The organism is Polynucleobacter necessarius (assembly GCF_900095175.1).
GTDB classification, from domain to species: domain Bacteria; phylum Pseudomonadota; class Gammaproteobacteria; order Burkholderiales; family Burkholderiaceae; genus Polynucleobacter; species Polynucleobacter necessarius_I.
The window spans coordinates 98,089-117,617 of record NZ_LT606946.1 but is presented as its reverse complement, the minus strand read 5'-3'; the positions used below and the strand labels follow the sequence as shown (position 1 = coordinate 117,617).

At 47.0% G+C, this 19,529-nt stretch carries 18 protein-coding genes and 1 pseudogene; 9 read left to right on the top strand and 10 right to left on the bottom strand.

Annotated elements, in window-relative coordinates; all coding sequences use genetic code 11:
- Positions 1-10: 10 nt before the first annotated feature.
- Positions 11-2,005 carry a transketolase gene (tkt, locus tag DXE44_RS00610; RefSeq protein WP_114651822.1) on the bottom strand — a complete coding sequence of 665 codons (1,995 nt, stop codon included), beginning with the start codon at positions 2,003-2,005 and terminating at the stop codon, positions 11-13.
- A gap of 43 nt (positions 2,006-2,048) precedes the next feature.
- On the opposite strand from tkt, the gene DXE44_RS00605 reads away from it, so the two are divergent.
- Complete coding sequence (locus DXE44_RS00605) at positions 2,049-2,810, top strand: 16S rRNA (uracil(1498)-N(3))-methyltransferase (protein ID WP_114651820.1); 762 nt, start codon at positions 2,049-2,051, stop codon at positions 2,808-2,810.
- Positions 2,811-2,842: 32 nt separating this feature from the next.
- Here DXE44_RS00605 and DXE44_RS00600 read toward each other — a convergent pair whose 3' ends face one another.
- Positions 2,843-3,463 (bottom strand): barstar family protein, encoded by a 621-nt coding sequence (locus DXE44_RS00600; protein WP_114651818.1) that lies wholly within the window; start codon positions 3,461-3,463, stop codon positions 2,843-2,845.
- Between the two features lie 138 nt (positions 3,464-3,601).
- A pseudogene (locus DXE44_RS00595) lies at positions 3,602-5,498 on the bottom strand (phosphate acyltransferase).
- 84 nt (positions 5,499-5,582) lie between these two features.
- Between DXE44_RS00595 and thiL the strand changes: the two are divergent.
- From thiL to DXE44_RS00580, 3 genes are read left to right on the top strand one after another with little or no spacing between them, the layout of a single operon-like run.
- Positions 5,583-6,605, top strand: a complete 1,023-nt coding sequence (gene thiL / locus DXE44_RS00590; protein WP_114654286.1) for a thiamine-phosphate kinase — start codon at positions 5,583-5,585, stop codon at positions 6,603-6,605.
- Complete coding sequence (locus tag DXE44_RS00585; RefSeq protein WP_114651816.1) at positions 6,602-7,183, top strand: phosphatidylglycerophosphatase A family protein; 582 nt, start codon at positions 6,602-6,604, stop codon at positions 7,181-7,183. Before thiL ends, DXE44_RS00585 begins: the two co-directional genes overlap by 4 nt.
- Entirely contained in the window at positions 7,180-7,704 is a 525-nt protein-coding gene (locus tag DXE44_RS00580) for a CinA family protein (protein ID WP_114651814.1), read from the top strand. Before DXE44_RS00585 ends, DXE44_RS00580 begins: the two co-directional genes overlap by 4 nt.
- Positions 7,705-7,722: 18 nt before the next feature.
- On the opposite strand, the gene corA is transcribed toward DXE44_RS00580, so the two are convergent.
- Positions 7,723-8,691 carry a magnesium/cobalt transporter CorA gene (corA, locus tag DXE44_RS00575; protein ID WP_114651812.1) on the bottom strand — a complete coding sequence of 323 codons (969 nt, stop codon included), beginning with the start codon at positions 8,689-8,691 and terminating at the stop codon, positions 7,723-7,725.
- Positions 8,692-8,765: 74 nt separating this feature from the next.
- On the opposite strand from corA, the gene pyrF reads away from it, so the two are divergent.
- Positions 8,766-9,611: an orotidine-5'-phosphate decarboxylase gene (pyrF, locus tag DXE44_RS00570; RefSeq protein ID WP_114651810.1), complete on the top strand. Its 846-nt coding sequence runs from the start codon at positions 8,766-8,768 to the stop codon at positions 9,609-9,611.
- A 29-nt stretch (positions 9,612-9,640) separates the two neighbouring features.
- On the opposite strand, the gene mtgA is transcribed toward pyrF, so the two are convergent.
- Genes mtgA through mpl form a run of 6 tightly spaced genes read right to left on the bottom strand, consistent with a single transcriptional unit; the run spans position 9,641 to position 16,328 of the window.
- Entirely contained in the window at positions 9,641-10,381 is a 741-nt protein-coding gene (mtgA, locus tag DXE44_RS00565) for a monofunctional biosynthetic peptidoglycan transglycosylase (protein ID WP_114651808.1), read from the bottom strand.
- 17 nt (positions 10,382-10,398) lie between these two features.
- Positions 10,399-11,307, bottom strand: a complete 909-nt coding sequence (gene aroE / locus DXE44_RS00560) for a shikimate dehydrogenase (RefSeq protein ID WP_114651806.1) — start codon at positions 11,305-11,307, stop codon at positions 10,399-10,401.
- 42 nt (positions 11,308-11,349) lie between these two features.
- The gene (locus tag DXE44_RS00555; RefSeq protein ID WP_114651804.1) at positions 11,350-12,210 is read right to left on the bottom strand and encodes an energy transducer TonB family protein; all 861 of its coding nucleotides are present in this window, start codon (positions 12,208-12,210) and stop codon (positions 11,350-11,352) included.
- A complete protein-coding gene (locus tag DXE44_RS00550) occupies positions 12,194-14,185 on the bottom strand; it encodes a ribonuclease catalytic domain-containing protein (RefSeq protein WP_114651802.1) in 1,992 nt (663 codons plus the stop codon). Before DXE44_RS00550 ends, DXE44_RS00555 begins: the two co-directional genes overlap by 17 nt.
- A gap of 2 nt (positions 14,186-14,187) precedes the next feature.
- Positions 14,188-14,916, bottom strand: coding sequence for a beta-ketoacyl-ACP reductase (locus DXE44_RS00545; protein WP_114654285.1), 729 nt, complete (start codon positions 14,914-14,916; stop codon positions 14,188-14,190).
- 5 nt (positions 14,917-14,921) lie between these two features.
- The gene (gene mpl, locus DXE44_RS00540) at positions 14,922-16,328 is read right to left on the bottom strand and encodes a UDP-N-acetylmuramate:L-alanyl-gamma-D-glutamyl-meso-diaminopimelate ligase (protein WP_114651800.1); all 1,407 of its coding nucleotides are present in this window, start codon (positions 16,326-16,328) and stop codon (positions 14,922-14,924) included.
- A gap of 26 nt (positions 16,329-16,354) precedes the next feature.
- On the opposite strand from mpl, the gene DXE44_RS00535 reads away from it, so the two are divergent.
- The 4 genes from DXE44_RS00535 to accC all read left to right on the top strand — a co-directional run bounded on the left by DXE44_RS00535 (position 16,355) and on the right by accC (position 19,506).
- Positions 16,355-16,882, top strand: coding sequence for a TlpA family protein disulfide reductase (locus DXE44_RS00535; RefSeq protein ID WP_114651798.1), 528 nt, complete (start codon positions 16,355-16,357; stop codon positions 16,880-16,882).
- Between the two features lie 250 nt (positions 16,883-17,132).
- Complete coding sequence (aroQ, locus tag DXE44_RS00530; RefSeq protein ID WP_114651796.1) at positions 17,133-17,582, top strand: type II 3-dehydroquinate dehydratase; 450 nt, start codon at positions 17,133-17,135, stop codon at positions 17,580-17,582.
- 36 nt (positions 17,583-17,618) lie between these two features.
- Entirely contained in the window at positions 17,619-18,083 is a 465-nt protein-coding gene (gene accB, locus DXE44_RS00525) for an acetyl-CoA carboxylase biotin carboxyl carrier protein (RefSeq protein WP_114651794.1), read from the top strand.
- A 52-nt stretch (positions 18,084-18,135) separates the two neighbouring features.
- Positions 18,136-19,506, top strand: coding sequence for an acetyl-CoA carboxylase biotin carboxylase subunit (gene accC / locus DXE44_RS00520; RefSeq protein WP_114651792.1), 1,371 nt, complete (start codon positions 18,136-18,138; stop codon positions 19,504-19,506).
- The last annotated feature ends 23 nt before the right edge of the window (positions 19,507-19,529 follow it).

Sequence of the window (19,529 nt, the reverse complement as noted above, 5' to 3'; positions counted from 1 at the left end):
CTTGTCTTTTCTATTTCTTGGCAATGCATTGCTTTACTGTTTTAGCGATCTGATCCACAGTCAAGCCAAAATATTCATAAAGCACTGGCGCTGGCGCTGACTCTCCAAAGGTATCAACACCGTGCACCGCTGCACAACCATACTTCCACCAGAAATCACTCACTCCAGCTTCAACAGCAATGCGCGGAATGTCAGCCGGCAAGACTTTTGCTTTGTACGCAGCATCTTGTTGATCGAACACGGTAGTTGATGGAATTGAGGCCACACGAATTCCAAAACCTTCGCCCTCTAAACGCTCTGCAGTTTGTAATGCCAAAGCAATTTCAGAGCCGGTAGCAATAATTACTGCATCGATCTTGGATTTCTTAGGATCACGCAAAACATATCCGCCGCGTGCAATATCTTTTACTTGCCGACTATTGCGAGGCACAAATGGGCAGTTTTGACGACTGAAGATCAAAGTGCTTGGACCACGCTTACGCTCAATCGCAGCACCCCATGCAACCGCACTCTCCGTGGTATCACATGGACGCCAAACCATCAAATTCGGAATGAGGCGCAAGCTCGCTACATGCTCAACAGATTGGTGAGTTGGACCATCTTCACCCAAGCCAATAGAGTCATGCGTAAAGACAAAGATGCTGCGCAACTTCATCAGTGCAGCCATGCGCAAGGCATTGCGACTGTAATCCGAGAAGGTTAGGAAGGTGCCGCCGAATGGAATATAGCCACCATGCAAAGCGATTCCGTTCATGATTGCGCTCATACCAAACTCACGAACACCGTAGTTGATGTGGTTACCCCATTGGTCAGCGCGCACAGCTTTGCATGAAGACCAGTTAGTTAAGTTAGAACCTGTTAAGTCAGCAGAGCCGCCCATAAACTCTGGCAAGGCTGGCGCCAATGCTTCGATAGCATTCTGACTTGCTTTGCGAGTAGCAATCGTTTCTGCTTTGGTTTCACAGGTCTTTAAGTAAGCATCTAAAGTTTTAGAGAAGTCTTTAGATAAGTCGCCTTGCATACGACGCTGTAATTCAGAAGCCAGTTCTGGGTATTTATTTTTGTAGGCCTGGAATTCCTTATTCCATTCATGCTCAGCAGCTTGACCACGTTTCCTGAAATCCCAAGCTTCATAAATATCCTTCGGAATTTCAAACGGAGCATAAGGCCAGTTCAAGGCAACACGAGTTGCTGCAATTTCTGCTGCACCCAATGGGGAGCCATGCACCTTATCGCTGCCAGCCATATTGGGAGAGCCTTGACCAATCGCTGTCTTGCAACAGATCAAGGTAGGCTTGTCACTCTTCTTAGCTTTAGCAATTGCACTGGATACAGCCTCCGCATCATGGCCATTCACATCACGAATCACATTCCAGCCATAAGCCTCAAAACGCTTTGGCGTATCTTCGTTAAACCAGGAAACGACTTTGCCATCAATCGAGATACCGTTGTCATCCCACAGTGCGATCAACTTATTGAGTTTGAGTGTGCCGGCCAATGAACAGACTTCATGACTAATGCCTTCCATCAAACAGCCATCACCTAAAAATACGTAGGTGTAGTGATCAACAATGTCATGGCCTGGGCGATTAAATTCTTGTGCTAATAATTTTTCTGCAAGCGCCATACCGACTGCGTTTGAAATACCCTGACCCAAAGGGCCAGTAGTTGTTTCTACACCAGGAGTAATTCCATACTCAGGATGTCCAGCAGTTTTACTATGCAACTGACGGAAATTTTTTAATTCACTCATCGGCAAGTCGTAACCAGTGAGGTGCAATAAGGAATACAACAACATGGAGCCATGACCGTTTGATAAAACAAAGCGATCGCGATTCATCCAATGTGGATCTGTTGGGTTATGTTGCAAATGCTCATTCCAAAGACCGACTGCAATATCAGCCATACCCATTGGCATTCCAGGGTGACCAGAATTGGCTTGTTGAACTGCATCCATGGATAAAGCACGAATGGCGTTTGCCATACGAATTTGAAGGTTTGACATCGTAAATTGGGTCTCTAGGAAATTAATTAGCTATATTTCCGTAATGCCTCAATTTTATCTTCCCGGCCCATGGGAAACCCAAAAGCCAAATACCCTCACTCCCGAGCTCGCCCATCACTTGCGCGTGCGCCGCATCCAAGTTGGTGAATCCTTCCCCATCTTTGATGGCAAAGGCCAAGTGGCCCAGGCAAAACTCCTTTCCCTGAGCAATAAATCTGGGGAAGCAGAATTGAGTGATATTCGCCTAGACACCCATCGTGAGAGTCCTTACGCCATCACCTTGGCACAAGGCCTCGCTGGGGGCGACAAGATGGATTGGGTCGTTGAAAAGACCATAGAGACCGGCGCTCAAGTCATTGCACCACTGCAGTGTGAGCGCTCAGTGATTAAATTAACGCGCTCCAGTGATGCAGAGCGGGCTCAAAAACGCCTTCTGCACTGGGAGGGCATTGTTCAAGCAGCGTGCGAACAATGTGATCGCACAGTTTTAGCCTCAGTAGAACCGATTCAAAATTTTGCAAGTTATCTACAGAAGCCACAAAAAGCTACACTTAAGCTACTTTTAAGTCCTGATACCGACAAAAGCCTGTATTCAGTATTAATTGAAAATCCACCACAGGATGTGATTTTAATGATTGGCCCTGAAGGTGGGCATTCTTCTGAAGAAGAAGCTCAAGCTCAAGCCGCTGGATATCAGATTGTTTCTTTAGGGGATCGGGTATTAAGAACTGAGACCGCTGGAATTGTGGCAATCACTGCCGTTCACAGCATTTGGGATCCAGAAATGCAAAATCGCCTCAAATAGAGGCGATTTGTGCTGTTTTATGGATTTACTGCTTAAGCAAAAGAGTAGAACACTCGATACGGTGTGCGGCGCTCAGACCAGAAGTCCACGGCATCGCGAAATACGTCTAGTAAAGTTTCGCGAGCTTCTTTGTCAAACTTCTGCGTGCAAGGCAAGCCTTCGAGAACCACTACGAAACCTGGCTGTGGGCCAGACTTATCAACCGTAGTCGTTAAAGCATCCAATAAAGGATCGAAATTCTTCGCTTGTTGCTTAGTAAATGTATAGGCAATGGCAATCGCTTCCAACACTTCGCCTTTAGTCATTGCATTTGCACAATTGGCGTAAATGAAGTGTTGACCAAGCTCTGTAGCCGCTTCCTGAAGGTCAGGGGTGCGGAAAGCACGGATAGATTGCACAATATTAGGGCGCACACTGCGCAACATTGCCGGCGGTCCGGCATCGCGAACGGCCAAAGCGGCACGCCAAGAAGCTGTCACTTTTTTTCCCGAAACTTGATTTGCTGCATAGGTTTGTAAACGAGATAAACCACCCTCGGCATAGATGTTGGCAGCAGATGACTCAGTTTCAAGTCGATCGTTACTGTCCCAACTTTCAGTGCGACTGTGTTCGTCGAAGCTTACTGTAGTACCGTTTTCAGAGCGATTATTCATGATGGGTGCTAGGTTACCCTTAACACGCCATCAAATCAAGCCCAATTACAGTGCATTTTATACAAACCATTGATTTATATAATAATTATTTATGTTAGTTATTGCTAACTAACATAAATATAAGGTCGCCCCTATTTCTTAGACTACACCTCTCGCGTTACTTGCTGCCTCAACCACCGCTAAAGTGGTCACATTGACGATACGTCTCACAGTAGCCGATGGCGTCAAAATATGAATCGGCTTAGCAGCGCCTAAGAGCAGCGGTCTAATTGCAATGCCGTTACCCGCAGCAGTCGTAAGTTGTAAGAAATATTGGCAGCATCAATATTTGGCAACACGAGCAAGTTAGCATCACCTTTTAAGGGCGATGAAGTCACTGCACCGGCACGAATAGTTTCATCCAAAGCACTATCGCCATGCATCTCGCCATCCACCTCCAATTCAGGATCTGCTTTTTGAATCAAAGCCAACACCTCACGCATTTTGATAGCGGATGGAGCACTGCTTGAACCAAAGTTGGAATGAGACAGGAGTGCAACTTTAGGCGCTAGACCTAATTTGCGCATCTCACTTGCAGCCATCAAGGTCAATTCAGCTAATTGCTCTGCAGTTGGATCAATATTGACATGAGTGTCGACCAAAAATACTTGGCGACCCGGCAAAATCAAGCCAGACATTGCGCCATAAACATTAGCGCCAGGCTCTCGACCAACAACTTCATCTATGTACTTCAAGTGCGTTGCTGAATTACCGACTGTTCCGCAAATCATACCATCAACCATACCCTTGCTAATCATGATTGATCCGATCAGGCTATTACGACGACGCATTTTTAGTTTAGCAAAAGATTCGGTAACACCCTTACGCTCCGTCAAGGCCAAATAGGTTTGCCAGAAATCACGATAGCGTGGATCACTCTCTGGATTCACAATCTCAAAATCTTCGCCTGACTTAATACGCAAACCAAACTTACCGATACGATGCTCGATCACTGCTGGTCGACCAATTAAGATTGGTGTAGCAAGATGCTCATCGGTAATGATTTGTACAGCACGCAATACACGCTCATCTTCATCTTCGGCAAATACGATACGTTTTTGATCTGCGGGTACACGTTTAGCAATGCTAAACAGCGGCTTCATCAAAGTGCCGGAGTGGTACACAAATTGCTGCAACTGATTACGATAAGCATCAAAGTCTTTTTTAATTGGGCGCTGAGCAACACCATCATCCATCGCTGCCTTAGCAACTGCTGGAGCGATGACCGTAATCAAACGTGGGTCAAATGGTTTTGGAATTAAATACTCCGGACCAAAAGACAAGTTCTCAATACCGTATACAGAGGTCACTACTTCGCTCTGCTCAGCTTGCGCTAACTCCGCTACAGCCTTAACCGCTGCGACTTCCATGCCACGTGTAATCGTAGTTGCACCAACGTCTAACGCACCTCGGAAGATAAATGGAAAGCACAATACGTTATTGACTTGATTTGGGTAATCAGTGCGGCCAGTTGCCATCACTGCATCAGGACGAACTTCTTTGACTTCTTCAGGAAGACTCTCTGGGGTTGGATTTGCTAAGGCATATATCAATGGCTTATCCGCCATCTTTTTCACCATGGATTGCTTGAGCACACCACCAGCTGAGAGTCCTAGGAAAATATCAGCACCTTCAATCACTTGATCCAAAGTGCGCAAATCAGTTTCCTGACAGAATGGCTCTTTCTCTGGATCCATTGCTTACTTGCCAATGGTCCAATATTTCCCAAACCTAAGACTGCAGTGCCGTTAGTAATGACGCCAACTAAATTACCGCGCGCCGTGTACTTAAAAGCATTTGCAGGATCCTTAACAATCTCTTCGCAAGGAGCAGCTACACCGGGTGTGTATGCAAGTGCTAAGTCTCGCTGATTCGTTAGTTGCTTTGTAGGGGCAATCTCAATCTTTCCCGGGGTAGGAAACTCGTGATAGTGGAGAGCGGCTGCTCTTAAATCCGCTATTTGTTGTTCTTTGCTGCTATTGCTTGGTTTACCCATCAGTTCACTCATCAATCAGACTTATTCAAGCCTCTAATTCTATTCCTCTCAGATGAAAGAGTCCCAAGAGCCATAAAATGGGGCATGCAATCTCAAACTTCCCTACTTAGCGAATTTGACTTGATTCAGCGTTTTTTCAAAACGCAGTCAGAACTCATGCTTGCCAACAATCCCGGCTCAGTCAAGCTCGGGATTGGGGATGACTGTGCCTTACTCAAAACCGACGCCGCTGAGGAACTGGCAATTACTAGTGATATGTTGATCAGCGGAAGGCACTTTTTCCCGGATGCAAATCCGAAGTGGTTAGGCTGGAAAGCCTTAGCAGTCAACCTCTCAGACCTAGCAGCCATGGGCGCCAAGCCTGTAGGCTTCACTCTAGCGCTGGCATTGTCTGAGCCTAATCCAGCCTGGTTAGAGGCCTTTAGCAAGGGTTTATTTGCCATTGCAAATGCCTATTCCTGCTCACTCATTGGTGGCGACACTACCGCTGGACCACTGAATATTTGCATCACTGCCTTTGGTGTCATTCGGAAGGAAAAAGCCATTCGCAGATCGGGAGCAATAGAAGGTGACGACATTTGGGTTTCAGGGACTGTTGGCGATGCAAGACTTACTCTTGCTGCACTGCGTCATGAAATTGCATTATCGAAAGAAGATTTAACTCTTATTGAGGCACGCATGCATCAACCCACCCCAAGAGTGAATTTAGGTCTTGCCTTGAGAGAGCTTGCTAATTCCGCTCTAGATATCTCTGATGGTCTATTGGGAGACCTAAAACACATCCTGAAGCAATCCAGTAAAGATGCGGAAATCTTCTTAGACAGAATTCCAAAATCCAGCACGCTACTCAAGCAATCGCAGGTGATCCAAAACCAATGCGCTGCAAGTGGTGGAGATGATTACGAGCTGTGCTTTACCGCTCCAAGCGGCAAACGGGATGTCATTGCCAAAATAAGCGCAGACCTCAATCTTCCACTGACTCAAATTGGTAGCATTAAATCCATGCAACACTCTGCACCCGAGATACATATCCTTGATAAGGATGGAAAAGCATTAAGCAGTCAAGAAGCCAATTTATTGCTGAAATCCTTTGATCACTTCGCATGAATACCCAATTGAATACACCAAGTACCCACACTTTGACTCCCAGCTTCAAGTGGGTGTTTAGTAAACCTAGTCGCGCCCTGGCATTCGGCATGGGTAGTGGTTTGGCGCCATTCGCCCCTGGCACCGCAGGAACACTCTGGGCTTGGGCTGCCTTCTTGATAGGTGAGTACTCTCTATCTACCGAAGCTTGGTTGTGGATCGTTGGGATAGGAATTGCGCTGGGTTGCTGGATCTGCGGACAAGTTAGCGAAGAGCTAGGCAAAAAGGATTTTGGCGGAATTGTGTGGGATGAAGTTGTCGCCTTCTGGCTCGTACTGATTTTCATCATGCCGGCAAGCCTATGGGTGCAAATTGTGGCATTTGCACTCTTCCGATTTTTTGATGCCGTCAAGCCAGGTCCGATTGGAATGATTGATCGTCACTTTAAACAATTAGAGGATGGTGATAATTCCAATCCTTCCAGTTTTGGTTTAATGCTTTGGCGTGGTTTCGGAATCATTGCCGACGATTTAGCTGCAGTATTTTTCACCTTACTCACCATCACACTCTTACATATTGGATTGAGCTACATCTCATGAAAAATAATAACGATCCCCAACATGAACTAGCAAGAGCGGTTGCACTGTCTTTAATAAGTCGAGGCTGGAAAATTGCCTTAGCTGAATCCTGTACTGGCGGTCTTGTCTGTGCAACCCTGACGGATCTAGCAGGCTCGAGTGATTGGCTTGAGAGAGGCTATGTCACCTATAGCAATGCTGCGAAATCTGAATGCTTAGACGTTCCAGCAGAGATGATCGACTCGTTTGGTGCAGTCAGCGAGCAGGTTGCTAAAGCCATGGCTGAAGGGGCGCTTCACAATGCAAATGTCAATGCCGCCATCTCCATTACTGGCATCGCTGGCCCAACAGGTGGCTCACCTGAAAAACCAGTTGGCACCGTCTGCTTTGGCTGGGCAATCAAAGAGAGTATTGGAAATGATGTGATCAATACCGCCACACTGACCAAGCATTTCAAAGGTGATCGTCAAATCGTGCGAGAACAAGCGCGTGATTTTGCACTCTCTCAATTTCTAGAATTGCTTAAACTTAAAAACGCCTAATAAGGCAGTACTACAGAATTAGCGTGAGCTTAGCCAACCCTTATGGCGGAAGTAGCCTAATGGAATCATCGCCGAAATCACCATAGAAAGAATGGCGACTGGATAACCCCAAGTCTCTTCTAGTTCAGGCATGTAGCGAAAGTTCATACCCCACACACTAGCTAATAAAGTCGGCGGCATCAAAGCAACAGATACCACCGAGAAGATCTTGATGATCTTACTTTGGTTCAAGTTAATAAAACCGACTGTCGCATCCATCAAGAAGTTAATCTTATCGAACAAGAACGCAGTATGGTTTTCTAGTGAATCAATATCTCGCAAAATCTGACGCGCTTCTTCTTGCTGCTCATCAGACAATAATTTGCTACGCATTAAGAAAGACAATGCACGACGGGTATCCATCACATTACGACGAATACGTCCGTTGGTATCCTCTTCCTTAGCAATAGTTTCGAGCACCTCTTCTGCATCGTTATCAGTGATGTCATCTTGTAGAACACGCTTACCTGCTTGCTCGAGTTTTTCATAAACCTCTTCCAAAGCATCGGCGGAATACTCAACATCGGTCGAATATAGGTCGAGCAAAACATCTTTTGCATTACTGACTGATCCTGGGCGCAAACGGGCACGCAAGCGCACCAAACGGAACACCGGTAAATCTTCATCATGAATCGAGAACAACACTTGCTTGGTCATTACGAAAGCGACTCGCACGTTGCGTGAAGTCTCTTCTTCGTCCAACAAGAAATCAGTACGAATGTGGAGGTGGCCGTCATCTGCCTCGAAATAACGCGCAGAAGCTTCCAAGTCACCCAAATCATCTAATTCAGGCAAAAGAACGCCAAAAGCCTCTTTAATCCATAGGAGCTCTTCTTCGGGATTAACAACGTCAATCCAGATAGGGTTGGAGTATTGCAACAATTCATTGCGATCTTCCACTTGCTCTTGCGAGAGGCGGCCATTTTGCAGGACGAACAAGTTGATCATGGTGAACTTCTAAGGAATGGTCGCTAGTTTATCCTATAGATCATGACAGTTTCACTAAAATATGCCTAATTCCAATGAACTCAAGCCCAAATACCTTTACCCAACAACTCCAGTCCGCATGGGCTTCCCAAGGCAGTATGTTGTGTGTGGGCTTTGATCCAGGCCCTAAGCGCTTGCCTGCCGCATTTCAGGGTAAGCCTGAGGGGATTTTTGAGTTCTGCCGCGAGATCGCTGATGCCACCGCAGATACCGTCTGCTCCTTTAAGCCCCAGTTCGCCTACTTCGCCTCCCAAAGAGCCGAAGCCCAACTAGAAAAGTTGGCCAGGTACCTCAAAGATAAATACCCCCATATTCCAGTCATCTTGGATTCCAAACGTGGTGATATCGGCAGTACTGCCGACCACTATGCCTTAGAGGCTTTTGAACGCTATGGCGCGGATGCCGTTACCGTGAACCCTTACATGGGCTTTGACACGATCGAGCCTTACCTAAAACACGCCGGCAAGGGTGTGATTGTTTTATGTCGTACCTCAAATCCAGGAGGCTCTGACCTTCAGTTCTTGAATGTGGCCCCCAATGGCGAACCGCTTTACCTGCATGTTGCCAAACTCGCCGCACAACAGTGGAATGCCTCTGGCCAAATCAGCCTCGTAGTTGGCGCAACCTTCCCTGAAGAAATTGCCAAAGTGAGAGCGATTGTGGGCGAGATGCCGTTACTCATTCCAGGTATTGGTGCTCAAGGTGGCGATATCGATGCCACGGTAAAGGCTGGCACTATCCCCAATAAGCCAGGCACTGGCATGATGATTAACTCTTCCAGAGCAATCCTGTATGCAAGCTCAGGAAATGATTTTGCTGAAGCCGCCAGAAAAGTGGCCATCACCACTAGAGATGCATTAAGAGCTGCAGCCAGCAAATAACAAAAGTCGGGCCAACTTATACAGCAGACCTAACGAGTCTTTGGTTTTGGAGTGGGCGCTAAAGCCACTCTGTCCATATTTTCTAAAATAAAGTTCTGCCGTGTAGGAAAATGAACATTGGCCTTACGACAGTACTGCGCTTTGTCAAAACACTTGGGCGCTGGCAATGCAGACGCTAAGGCTGCAGCCTGCTCACGATCAAGTGATGCTGGTTTTATTCCATAGTAATGCTGAGAGGCAGCACCGATGCCAAAGATGCCCTCACTCCACTCCACTGAGTTTAGATAGATTTCAAACAGCCTTTGCTTAGACAACATTACCTCAAGTAGGCCAGTAATAATCAGCTCCTGTGCTTTGCGAAAATAATTCTGTTCGGAAGAAAGAAAAAGGTTCTTTGCTAGTTGCTGCGTGATTGTGGAGCCGCCACGTAAAGCGGTTTTAGATTTACCGCCTTGTTGATTAAGCTGTGAATTTTTAGCCCATGCTTTTTGCATGTCCTCCACTCGCACGCCCATATGCTGAAAAAAGATATCATCTTCACTGACCAAAACAGCGCGCTTCAGGTTGTTTGATATTTTGTCGTAAGGAACCCATTTTGACCGCACCGGGCAAGACCAAGACAGGCCACAAAGGCGCCAGCGCTCTGCCCTCTGAAATGCAGTGCTGCTTGGATCAAGCGTCATCCACATTCCAATCTGAATGACAAAGTACATTTGCATGGCAATAAAACCACCCAGCAAACATTTCAAAAGGTAAGAAAGCCAGCGCATCAAAGCTCAGCTAAAAACTAGGAAGTACGAAGTTCTGCCAAGACGGCGCGAGGATCAATCGCATCAGCAAGCGCAGCGCCACGCCAAATTAAGAATGCATCTGCAGCCTGCTCTACTAACATGCCTAAGCCATCACTTACCCGTGCACCGCGATGCAATGCTTGTTGCATGAACGCAGTGGCTTTGCCATAGACCATGTCATAAGCAAATGATCGTGGGGTAAAGATATTGCTTGCTGCCGCATCGCTAATTGGCGATGCATCGGATAGGCCTGCAGCAGTAGCATTAATAATGAGATCAAAAGGAGATGTAGTCTTAGCAGCATCTTCAAGATCACTTAAAGAAACTGCTTGTAGTGCAACATTCAATGAGCCAGCTAAACCACCAAACAATTGAGCCAATTCATCAGCCTTGGTATTGGATCGATTGGCAATGATGAGCTCTTTAGGCGACTGCTCCAGCAATGGGCCAAGCACTCCGCGCGAAGCGCCGCCTGCTCCCAACAGCAGGATCCGAGCACCTTTAATCTGGATACCCTGCGCCAATAGGTCTCTAACTAAGCCAGCGCCATCGGTATTGTCACCAAAGATTTTTCCATCCTCAATACGTAAAGTATTTACTGCGCCAGCCAGCTGCGCACGCGGTGTTAATACGTCTGCAAGGGCCTGTGCATCCAACTTAAATGGTACGGTGACATTCATACCTTTACCACCATCAGCAAAGAAAGATTGCGCAGCGGTTTTGAATTGATCTAGCGCAGGCTGCAAACGACCGTAGTGCATTTTTTGATTTGACTGCTCAGCAAATCGTTTATGAACGGCAGGTGATTTACTGTGTGAGATCAGATTGCCAGCAACCACATAGACATCCACACCAGGAAATTGGGTGGGGTCGGTATGCAATTCAGTAGAAGTGGCTTGACTCATAGTGACTACAGGATAAGCGAAATTTCGTAATACATGACTGAATTAAGGACGCAGATCTAAGCGATCAGATCCATCTCTCGTGAAATCAAAAGTAGAAACCCAGTCTAAGATATCAATCTGATTGCGCATTTCTGCCGGGAAAACTCCAAAGGGAGCAGAAGCACGAACAATCGCTAAGGCCTGGCGATCTAACTCAGGATTGCCAGAGCTTCGTCCAATACTCAAGCCATCTTTACCCTGAGCATTGTTAGCAATCCGTCCCCGGGCATCGACACTCACGACAATCACCAAACTGCCATATAAAGGGCGTCCATTAGCTCGCGGGAAAAATGCACTTCCATAAGCCTCAATCTTTTGATGCATCGCGTCGTAATACTGCGCAAATACAACCGCCTTCGTACTGGCTCCTGTCAAGACCTTACGACGAGGCTCCCGCCCATTGACCTGCAAACGCTTCGCCAACTCAGCCTCTAAAGAGTTTAGCTGCGACGTGACTTTATTCTCATCACCACTTTTACGACCGCCTGATAGCGCTCGGTCTGCTTCGAGCTTAGCTAGCATTTGTTTTTGTTGTTTCTCCAAAACTTCAAGGCGGGCATCCGCACCAAGCCTTGCTCGGTGTAATGCACTTGCATCTTGATTAGGGGTGTTGCCGCCTCCATGCAAATCTGCCTGAGCCAACTTATTGGCCTGCTTGGGCGTCACCTGATTACTGGCATTGACCAAAACAACGCTTAGCGGTGTGTTTAAACGGCAATTCTCAATTTCACCAATGCCCCAGCGAAACGACAAGAAAATGAGATGAGCCAGAATCGAGAGACCCAAGGCATAGCCAAATGGGTAGCGGCGCCAACTACCATCTAAGCGCGCTACCAGCTGAGTCAACTTAGGTGGGGCTTGCATCACTCTCAGGTACTTCTGGTGTTTCAATATGAAGCACTCGAACTCCCGCAGTAAGCTGCAGAAGATCTACATCAGCAATACTCACTTCGGCTCGAGTCATGCGAGGATGCGTAGCCAACTCTGGAACCGGCAAATGTAATGGAACAGGCTCTACTCGTGACACACCTTCCTTGAGATGCCTCACAAAAACTTGCTTAGGAACTTCATCCTGAGCAACCCAACGCAAGCACCAATATTTCTCAAGACGGTCCTGGTATTCACCATAGGCAGAATAGCAAGCTTCAAAGTCTGCAGCAATTTCCATCAATGCAGCATCTCGTGGCGGAAACGGCGCCACCATCTTGGCGGTAATGCCATGCTTGGCAATAGCAATTAACTGCCACTGATTTACTAAGTCGGAGTAGCGGCGCAATGGTGATGTGCACCAAGCGTAATACTCCAAGCCTAAGCCCTCATGGGGGCCAGGGGTTGTCTGCATACGAGTGCGTAAAGGGCCCCAACCCTTTTGGGTGCGGAACAAACCAGGTATCCCGTGATCTGCCAACAAGCGTCCTGAAGCACTGTTGCAATAAATCATCCACTCAGCAACGATCGTATCCAAGATGGAACCGCGTTGACGCGGAGTAATCTCGACTCGCTGCGCACCATCCACTTCCTTGATTTGAAAATGAAAGTCTCTTGCTAATGCATTGGGATCCAAGACCCCTAATTGCTCAGCACGCAATCCATTTACTACTCGTTGCTCTTGGCACCACCCTGCATGCAATAACTTTGCCGCGGCCCACAACACACTGAGCTCTTGACGATAAGCATAGTCAGACAATTCATCGGCTAAGCTTTCTTCCGTTACAAGATGCTCCAAATTCTCGAGGCGAAGGTTAGATCCCATGGGAACCATCTCGGCGCGCAATTGCAGAGTCTCTTTATCCACAACTCCAGCAGAATCAATGTCCACATAAATCGATAAAGCTGGGCGAGCGGCACCCTCATCCAATGAGAACTGCGAAATCACTGTGTCGGGCAACATCGTGATCTTGTCGCCAGGGAAATACACCGTAGACATACGCGTGCGTGCGACCTTATCTAAAGCGTCATCCTTAGCAATCACCAAACCAGGCGCCGCAATATGTATGCCAATGCGATGACCGCCGCCCTCAAGTGCAGTGACTGACAAAGCATCATCAATTTCCGTAGTGCCTGAGTCATCAATCGAGAAAGCAGTCACCTCAGCTAAAGGTAATTCTGAAATAGCCGCATCTAATACGGCTTGGTCAACAACCAAACTTGGGTCATGTGCAGCACCTTGAGGGAAATGCGCCTTTAAGAACATGCCCTGGTGATATTGCAAAGGTGAATCAATCGCGCCACAGCGAATCATCAACCGTGCAGGCGATTCTCCTGATTCAGTACAAGCAGCAACCAAAGCTTTGTAGGCAGGGGTATTTTTATCCGGGGAAAACAGCAGTTGATTTGCTTGAGACTTGAGCGTCTCTGGAAACACGCCGGCCACCAGCTCTTTTTGCCAAGCAGCCTGCTGCTCTAATTCTTTTTGTTTGCGCTCAAGTGCAGCTAGGCCAGCCTGTAACTGTTCTAGCGGCGCTCGTTGAAAACGTCCCCGCCCTTTGCGACGGAAAAATACTGGCGCCCCTTGCAATGCAATGGCTAATACCGTCTGTTGCGGGATACTTGCTTGAGCACCAAAGTATTCCTGGGCAACATCCACCAGGCCAAACTCTTCATCGGGTGCACAGTCCCACAAGAACTGCAAATCAATCTCTTTAGATAAAGCATTTGCCTCATCCATTAAAGCTTGTGGCTCTGGCTTTTCAAAACGTAGCCAAACTTCTTTGGCCTTTAGTTTGATCCTTTTCCCGGACAGGCTTGTCGCCTGCCAAGATTCAGCATCTCCAGCGCCAGAGGCAGACTGGACTGTGGCGACCTTAATGTCACCACCCTCTTCATATAAAAGATGCATTGTTAGAGCGAGATCCCGCCGCTGGCCTCAAGTGCTACGCCATTGACATAACTGGCTTCATCGCTCGCCAAGAATAAATACACGTTCGCCATTTCTTCTGGAGTACCTAAGCGACCAAGCCAGCTGCGTCTTTCAATATCTTTGAGGATATTTTCAGGCATGGCTTTGACCATCTCAGTGGCAATAAAGCCTGGGCACACTGCATTTACCCGAATACCTTTTGCACCCAGTTCACGAGCCCAAGTTTTAGTAAATCCAATGACGCCAAATTTCGTGGCCGAATAATTTGTCTGCCCAAAATTTCCATAGATGCCGACAACGCTTGAGGCATTAACAACAGCGCCTTTACCAGCCTCTAACATATGCGGCACAACCAACTGGGTGCAATTGAATACACCCTTCAAATTAACATCAATCACAGCATCAAATTGTGCTTCAGTCATTTTGACTAAGCGTGCATCTTGCGTGATGCCAGCATTGTTAATCAAGATATCAATGCGTCCGTGACGCTGCATGATTTGATCAACAGCCGCTTCAACACTTGCGCGATCAGTCACGTTCATGACATAGGCTTCAGATCCTGGAATGAGATCAACTGCAGCCTTCACTGCATCAGGACTCACATCCGCAATCATGACTTTTACACCCTCTTGTGCAAAGCGCTGTGCCGTTGCAAAGCCAATCCCTTTTGCGGCCCCAGTAATGATGGCTACTTTATCTTTTAGTCCCATACTCATTACTTTGCTTTCTCTTGTATTGCGGTCAATATTTTTTGATGCACGCCACCAAAACCGCCATTACTCATCACCAAAATGTGATCGCCAGGCTTTGCTTCATTTGCAACGGCCTTAACCAAAGCAGATAGATCATCAAAAGCTGCAGCACGATCGTCACTCTTTGCATTTAATGGTGCTAAGACTTCGTTTAAATCCCAACCCAAAGAATCTTTACCAGTGCTGGCGCCATAAGCAAAAACTTTATCGGCCGCCTCAAGACTATTGGGTAGTTGTGCTTTCATGACGCCGAGTTTCATCGTATTAGAACGCGGCTCTAATACTGCCAAAATTCGAGACTGCCCTACGCGACGACGCAAGCTATCTACCGTAGTAATAATTGCAGTCGGGTGATGCGCAAAATCATCGTAGACCGTCACCTCATTTACTACGCCAATCGTTTCCAAGCGGCGCTTCACATTCTTAAACTCAGCAAGAGCACGTGCCGCATCAGCTGGAGAAATGCCAATATGGTTTGCAGAAGCAATCGCTGCCAATGCATTGAGTTGATTATGTCGACCCATGACACCAGAGTCTGGGGCCCAGGTCACCGTTGCAACTTCTTTACCATCCTGCAGAACAATGAAGCCATCTGCCGCTTGAGAAATTAAAGACCAGGCATTATTTTTATTTTGGCCAAACTTTTCAACAGGTGCCCAAGCACCTCGTGTGATGACTCTCTCTAGAGCAGGCTCTTCACTATTCACCACAACGAGACCGTTACCCGGCACCGTGCGAACCAAATGATGAAACTGCGTTTCGATTGCAGCAAGATCAGCAAAAATATCGGCATGATCAAGCTCAAGATTGTTTATTAAAGCGGTGCGCGGACGATAGTGGACAAACTTACTGCGTTTATCAAAAAAGGCAGTGTCATATTCATCCGCTTCGATTACAAAGTATTTACTTTCACCCAGACGAGCCGATACCGTGAAATTTAATGGCACTCCACCAATTAAGTAACCCGGCTTGTAATCGTTGAACTCCAAAATCCAAGCCAATATGGCAGAGGTCGTTGTTTTACCGTGCGTACCAGCAACAGCCAATACATGCCTATCAAACAATACTTGCTCACCTAGCCATTGGGGTCCAGATGTGTAAGGAAGGCCTTGATTCAAAATGGCCTCCATCAGCGGATTGCCACGAGAAACGACGTTGCCGATCACAAATAAATCTGGCATCGTCTCAAACTGTAATAATTGATCGGGCGAAAATCCCTCGATGAGCTCAATGCCCTGCGCCTCAAGTTGCGTGCTCATTGGCGGATACACATTGGCATCACAGCCAGTGACGCGATGTCCGACCTGCCGAGCGATTGCGGCAATGCCGCCCATGAAAGTACCGCAAATGCCCAAGATATGAATATGCATTGGGGAATTTTAGCTAAGGAGTAGCAATGAACCGCAGACAGTGGATTAGCATCACCGGAATTAGTCTCGTAGCCCTGCTTGCAGGAGTATTGACTTCGCAATGGATTTACAAAACCGGCTTAGCAAGCGATCCCGCTATCAAAGCCTTTTTTGCCAACCCATGGCAAACGCCTGATGGCAAAACAGTCGATACAGCGCAATGGCAAGGAAAAGTTCTGGTTGTGAACTTTTGGGCCTCCTGGTGCCCTCCTTGCGTTGAAGAAATGCCCACTTTGGATGCATTGCAAGGTGAATTCAAGGATCAAAATGTCTTATTTGTAGGTATCGGCATCGATTCACCCTCTAATATTCGTCAATTCCTAGAAATGACCCCAGTTTCTTACCCCATCGTGATTGGTGGACTAGAGGGTAGCAATCTATCTAAACAAATGGGGAATAGCCAAGGCGCTCTTCCGTACACCATCATCATTAATGCTCAACGCAAAGCAATTAGCAGCAAATTAGGAAAGATAAGCGAAGAAGAGCTCAGAAAATCTATTAAATCAGCTTTATAGTGAATTTTAAATACTATTAGCAACTAAGATTTGGACGAGAACGAGACATTTTCTACCCATTTTTTGCAATATCTGCCCTTAAAAATCACATAAATAGCTAATTTACCCCTCATTTTTTTGGACTTGCCATCAGATTCTGGGGGTATACTTTCCCTGTACTTGGTGAAGAGGATTCTTCATGAAGTAAGCAGTTTTAGAGAAATGCTTTATTAACGTAATTAAACCTAACTACCTCTAAATATATCGATTTATGTCGAAAAATACTTCAATTCTCGTTATCCAAGGTCCGAACCTCAACCTCTTGGGCACCCGTGAGCTAGAGGTTTACGGCAAAACCACTCTAGAAGATATACATACAAAGCTTGGTGTAATCGCCAAGACCAACTCAATCGATTTATCCACCTTCCAGAGCAATCATGAAGGCGAGCTGATTGACCGAGTTCAAAAAGCCAAACAAGAGGGGGTTGATTTCATCATCATTAATCCAGGCGCCTTTACCCACACCAGCGTTGCGCTGCGTGATGCGCTAGCCGGTGTTGCCATCCCATTTACAGAAGTTCATCTATCCAATATTCATCAGCGTGAAGAATTCCGCAAACATTCCTATCTATCCGATATCGCCACTGGCGTGATCTGCGGACTAGGGGCAATTGGATATGAATTGGCCTTACAAGCTGCAATTGCACGTTTACAAAAATAAAGATTAATTAAGCATTTCAAGAGAGGAAGCCTTTCTATGGATCTGAGAAAACTAAAAACCCTAATCGACCTCGTTTCTGAATCAGGCATTTCTGAATTAGAAGTAAATGAAGGCGAAGATCGTGTTCGCATTGTGAATGCAGGATCTCCAGCTCCTGCCGGTCAAGTGGTTTACGCCAATCCAGCACCGGTTCAGGCAATGCAAGCTACTCCCGTAGCTGCGCCAGCCGTTGCCGCACCAGCTGCTGAAGAAGCGCCTGCTGAAACTGGTTTTGTAGCTCGCTCACCAATGGTGGGAACTTTCTATCGAGCCCCAAATCCTGAGTCTCCAGACTTTGTCAAAGTCGGTGATACGGTTAAAGTGGGTCAAACGCTCTGCATTATTGAAGCGATGAAACTCCTCAATGAGATCGAATCCGAGCAAGCCGGTGTTATCAAGCAAATTCTGTGTGAAAACGGTCAAGGTGTTGAGTTTGATCAGCCGCTGTTCATCATCGCTTAATAGATCTCTTCTAGATCTATTCCAATCCACCGTTACTTAACTCAGAGCCGACATGTTCGATAAGATTCTGATTGCCAATCGCGGAGAAATTGCTCTCCGCATCCAACGCGCATGTCGCGAGTTGGGAATTAAAACTGTAGTGGTCTACTCGACCGCAGACAAAGAAGCTAAATACGTGAAGCTTGCAGACGAAGCCGTTTGCATTGGGCCTGCCCCATCGCCACTGAGCTACCTCAATATGCCTGCCATTATTTCAGCGGCGGAAGTAACCGATGCTGAGGCAATTCACCCAGGCTATGGTTTCCTTTCTGAGAATGCCGACTTTGCTGAGCGTGTTGAGAAATCCGGTTTTGCATTCATTGGCCCAACTGCTGCTTCCATTCGCCTAATGGGCGATAAAGTTTCAGCAAAACGCGCCATGATTAAAGCGGGCGCGCCTTGCGTTCCTGGATCTGAAGGTGCATTGCCAGATGATCCAAAAGAAATTATTACTACTGCCAAACGTGTTGGCTACCCAGTCATCATTAAAGCTGCTGGCGGTGGTGGTGGTCGCGGTATGCGCGTAGTGCATACGGAAGCCGCCCTTCTGAGTGCCGTCAATATGACTAAGGAAGAAGCTGGTCGCGCTTTCGGCAATCCAGAAGTCTATATGGAGAAGTTTTTAGAGAAACCTCGCCACGTAGAGATTCAGATTTTGGCCGATACGCACGGTAACGCTATTTGGTTAGGCGAGCGTGATTGCTCAATGCAACGTCGCCACCAAAAAGTGATTGAAGAAGCTCCAGCACCTGGCATTGATCGTCGCTTGATTGCCAAAATCGGCGAGCGTTGTGCTGAAGCCTGTAGAAAAATTGGTTACCGCGGTGCCGGTACTTTCGAATTCTTGTACGAAGATGGTGAATTCTTCTTTATTGAAATGAATACCCGCGTTCAAGTTGAGCATCCAGTTACCGAAATGATTACTGGTGTCGATATTGTCCAAGAGCAAATTCGCATCGCTGCTGGCTTAAAACTCAGCTATCGCCAGAAAGATATCGTTTTCCGCGGTCATGCCATTGAATGTCGTCTTAATGCGGAAGATCCATTTAAATTCACACCAAGCCCAGGCAAGATTGGTTCATTCCATATGCCAGGCGGTCCCGGAATTCGTGTTGACTCCCATGCCTACAGTGGTTATGTAGTGCCTTCCAACTACGATTCAATGATCGGTAAGCTGATTTCTTACGGCAATACTCGCGAACAAGCAATTCGTCGTATGCAAATCGCGCTTTCTGAGATGGTGATTGATGGGATTACGACCAATGTGCCACTGCATCGTGAACTCATGCTCGATCCAAACTTCATGGAAGGCGGCACCAGCATTCACTATCTAGAGCATCGCCTCGAAGAGCAAGCTGCTAGTCGCGGCAACCCGAAATCGTAGGTCAAGTGATATCGATTTGGAGT

Excerpts from the sequence above, each read along its gene's own strand:
- accC (WP_114651792.1), top strand. The coding sequence starts at position 18,136 with ATGTTCGATAAGATTCTGATTGCCAATCGCGGAGAAATTGCTCTCCGC.
- DXE44_RS00600 (WP_114651818.1), bottom strand. The coding sequence starts at position 3,463 with ATGAATAATCGCTCTGAAAACGGTACTACAGTAAGCTTCGACGAACAC.
- mpl (WP_114651800.1), bottom strand. The coding sequence starts at position 16,328 with ATGCATATTCATATCTTGGGCATTTGCGGTACTTTCATGGGCGGCATT.
- DXE44_RS00585 (WP_114651816.1), top strand. The coding sequence starts at position 6,602 with ATGAATACCCAATTGAATACACCAAGTACCCACACTTTGACTCCCAGC.
- DXE44_RS00550 (WP_114651802.1), bottom strand. The coding sequence starts at position 14,185 with ATGCATCTTTTATATGAAGAGGGTGGTGACATTAAGGTCGCCACAGTC.
- corA (WP_114651812.1), bottom strand. The coding sequence starts at position 8,691 with ATGATCAACTTGTTCGTCCTGCAAAATGGCCGCCTCTCGCAAGAGCAA.
- aroE (WP_114651806.1), bottom strand. The coding sequence starts at position 11,307 with ATGAGTCAAGCCACTTCTACTGAATTGCATACCGACCCCACCCAATTT.
- DXE44_RS00580 (WP_114651814.1), top strand. The coding sequence starts at position 7,180 with ATGAAAAATAATAACGATCCCCAACATGAACTAGCAAGAGCGGTTGCA.
- DXE44_RS00535 (WP_114651798.1), top strand. The coding sequence starts at position 16,355 with ATGAACCGCAGACAGTGGATTAGCATCACCGGAATTAGTCTCGTAGCC.
- DXE44_RS00545 (WP_114654285.1), bottom strand. The coding sequence starts at position 14,916 with ATGGGACTAAAAGATAAAGTAGCCATCATTACTGGGGCCGCAAAAGGG.
- mtgA (WP_114651808.1), bottom strand. The coding sequence starts at position 10,381 with ATGCGCTGGCTTTCTTACCTTTTGAAATGTTTGCTGGGTGGTTTTATT.
- tkt (WP_114651822.1), bottom strand. The coding sequence starts at position 2,005 with ATGTCAAACCTTCAAATTCGTATGGCAAACGCCATTCGTGCTTTATCC.
- aroQ (WP_114651796.1), top strand. The coding sequence starts at position 17,133 with ATGTCGAAAAATACTTCAATTCTCGTTATCCAAGGTCCGAACCTCAAC.
- accB (WP_114651794.1), top strand. The coding sequence starts at position 17,619 with ATGGATCTGAGAAAACTAAAAACCCTAATCGACCTCGTTTCTGAATCA.
- DXE44_RS00605 (WP_114651820.1), top strand. The coding sequence starts at position 2,049 with ATGCCTCAATTTTATCTTCCCGGCCCATGGGAAACCCAAAAGCCAAAT.
- pyrF (WP_114651810.1), top strand. The coding sequence starts at position 8,766 with ATGAACTCAAGCCCAAATACCTTTACCCAACAACTCCAGTCCGCATGG.
- DXE44_RS00555 (WP_114651804.1), bottom strand. The coding sequence starts at position 12,210 with ATGCAAGCCCCACCTAAGTTGACTCAGCTGGTAGCGCGCTTAGATGGT.
- thiL (WP_114654286.1), top strand. The coding sequence starts at position 5,583 with ATGCAATCTCAAACTTCCCTACTTAGCGAATTTGACTTGATTCAGCGT.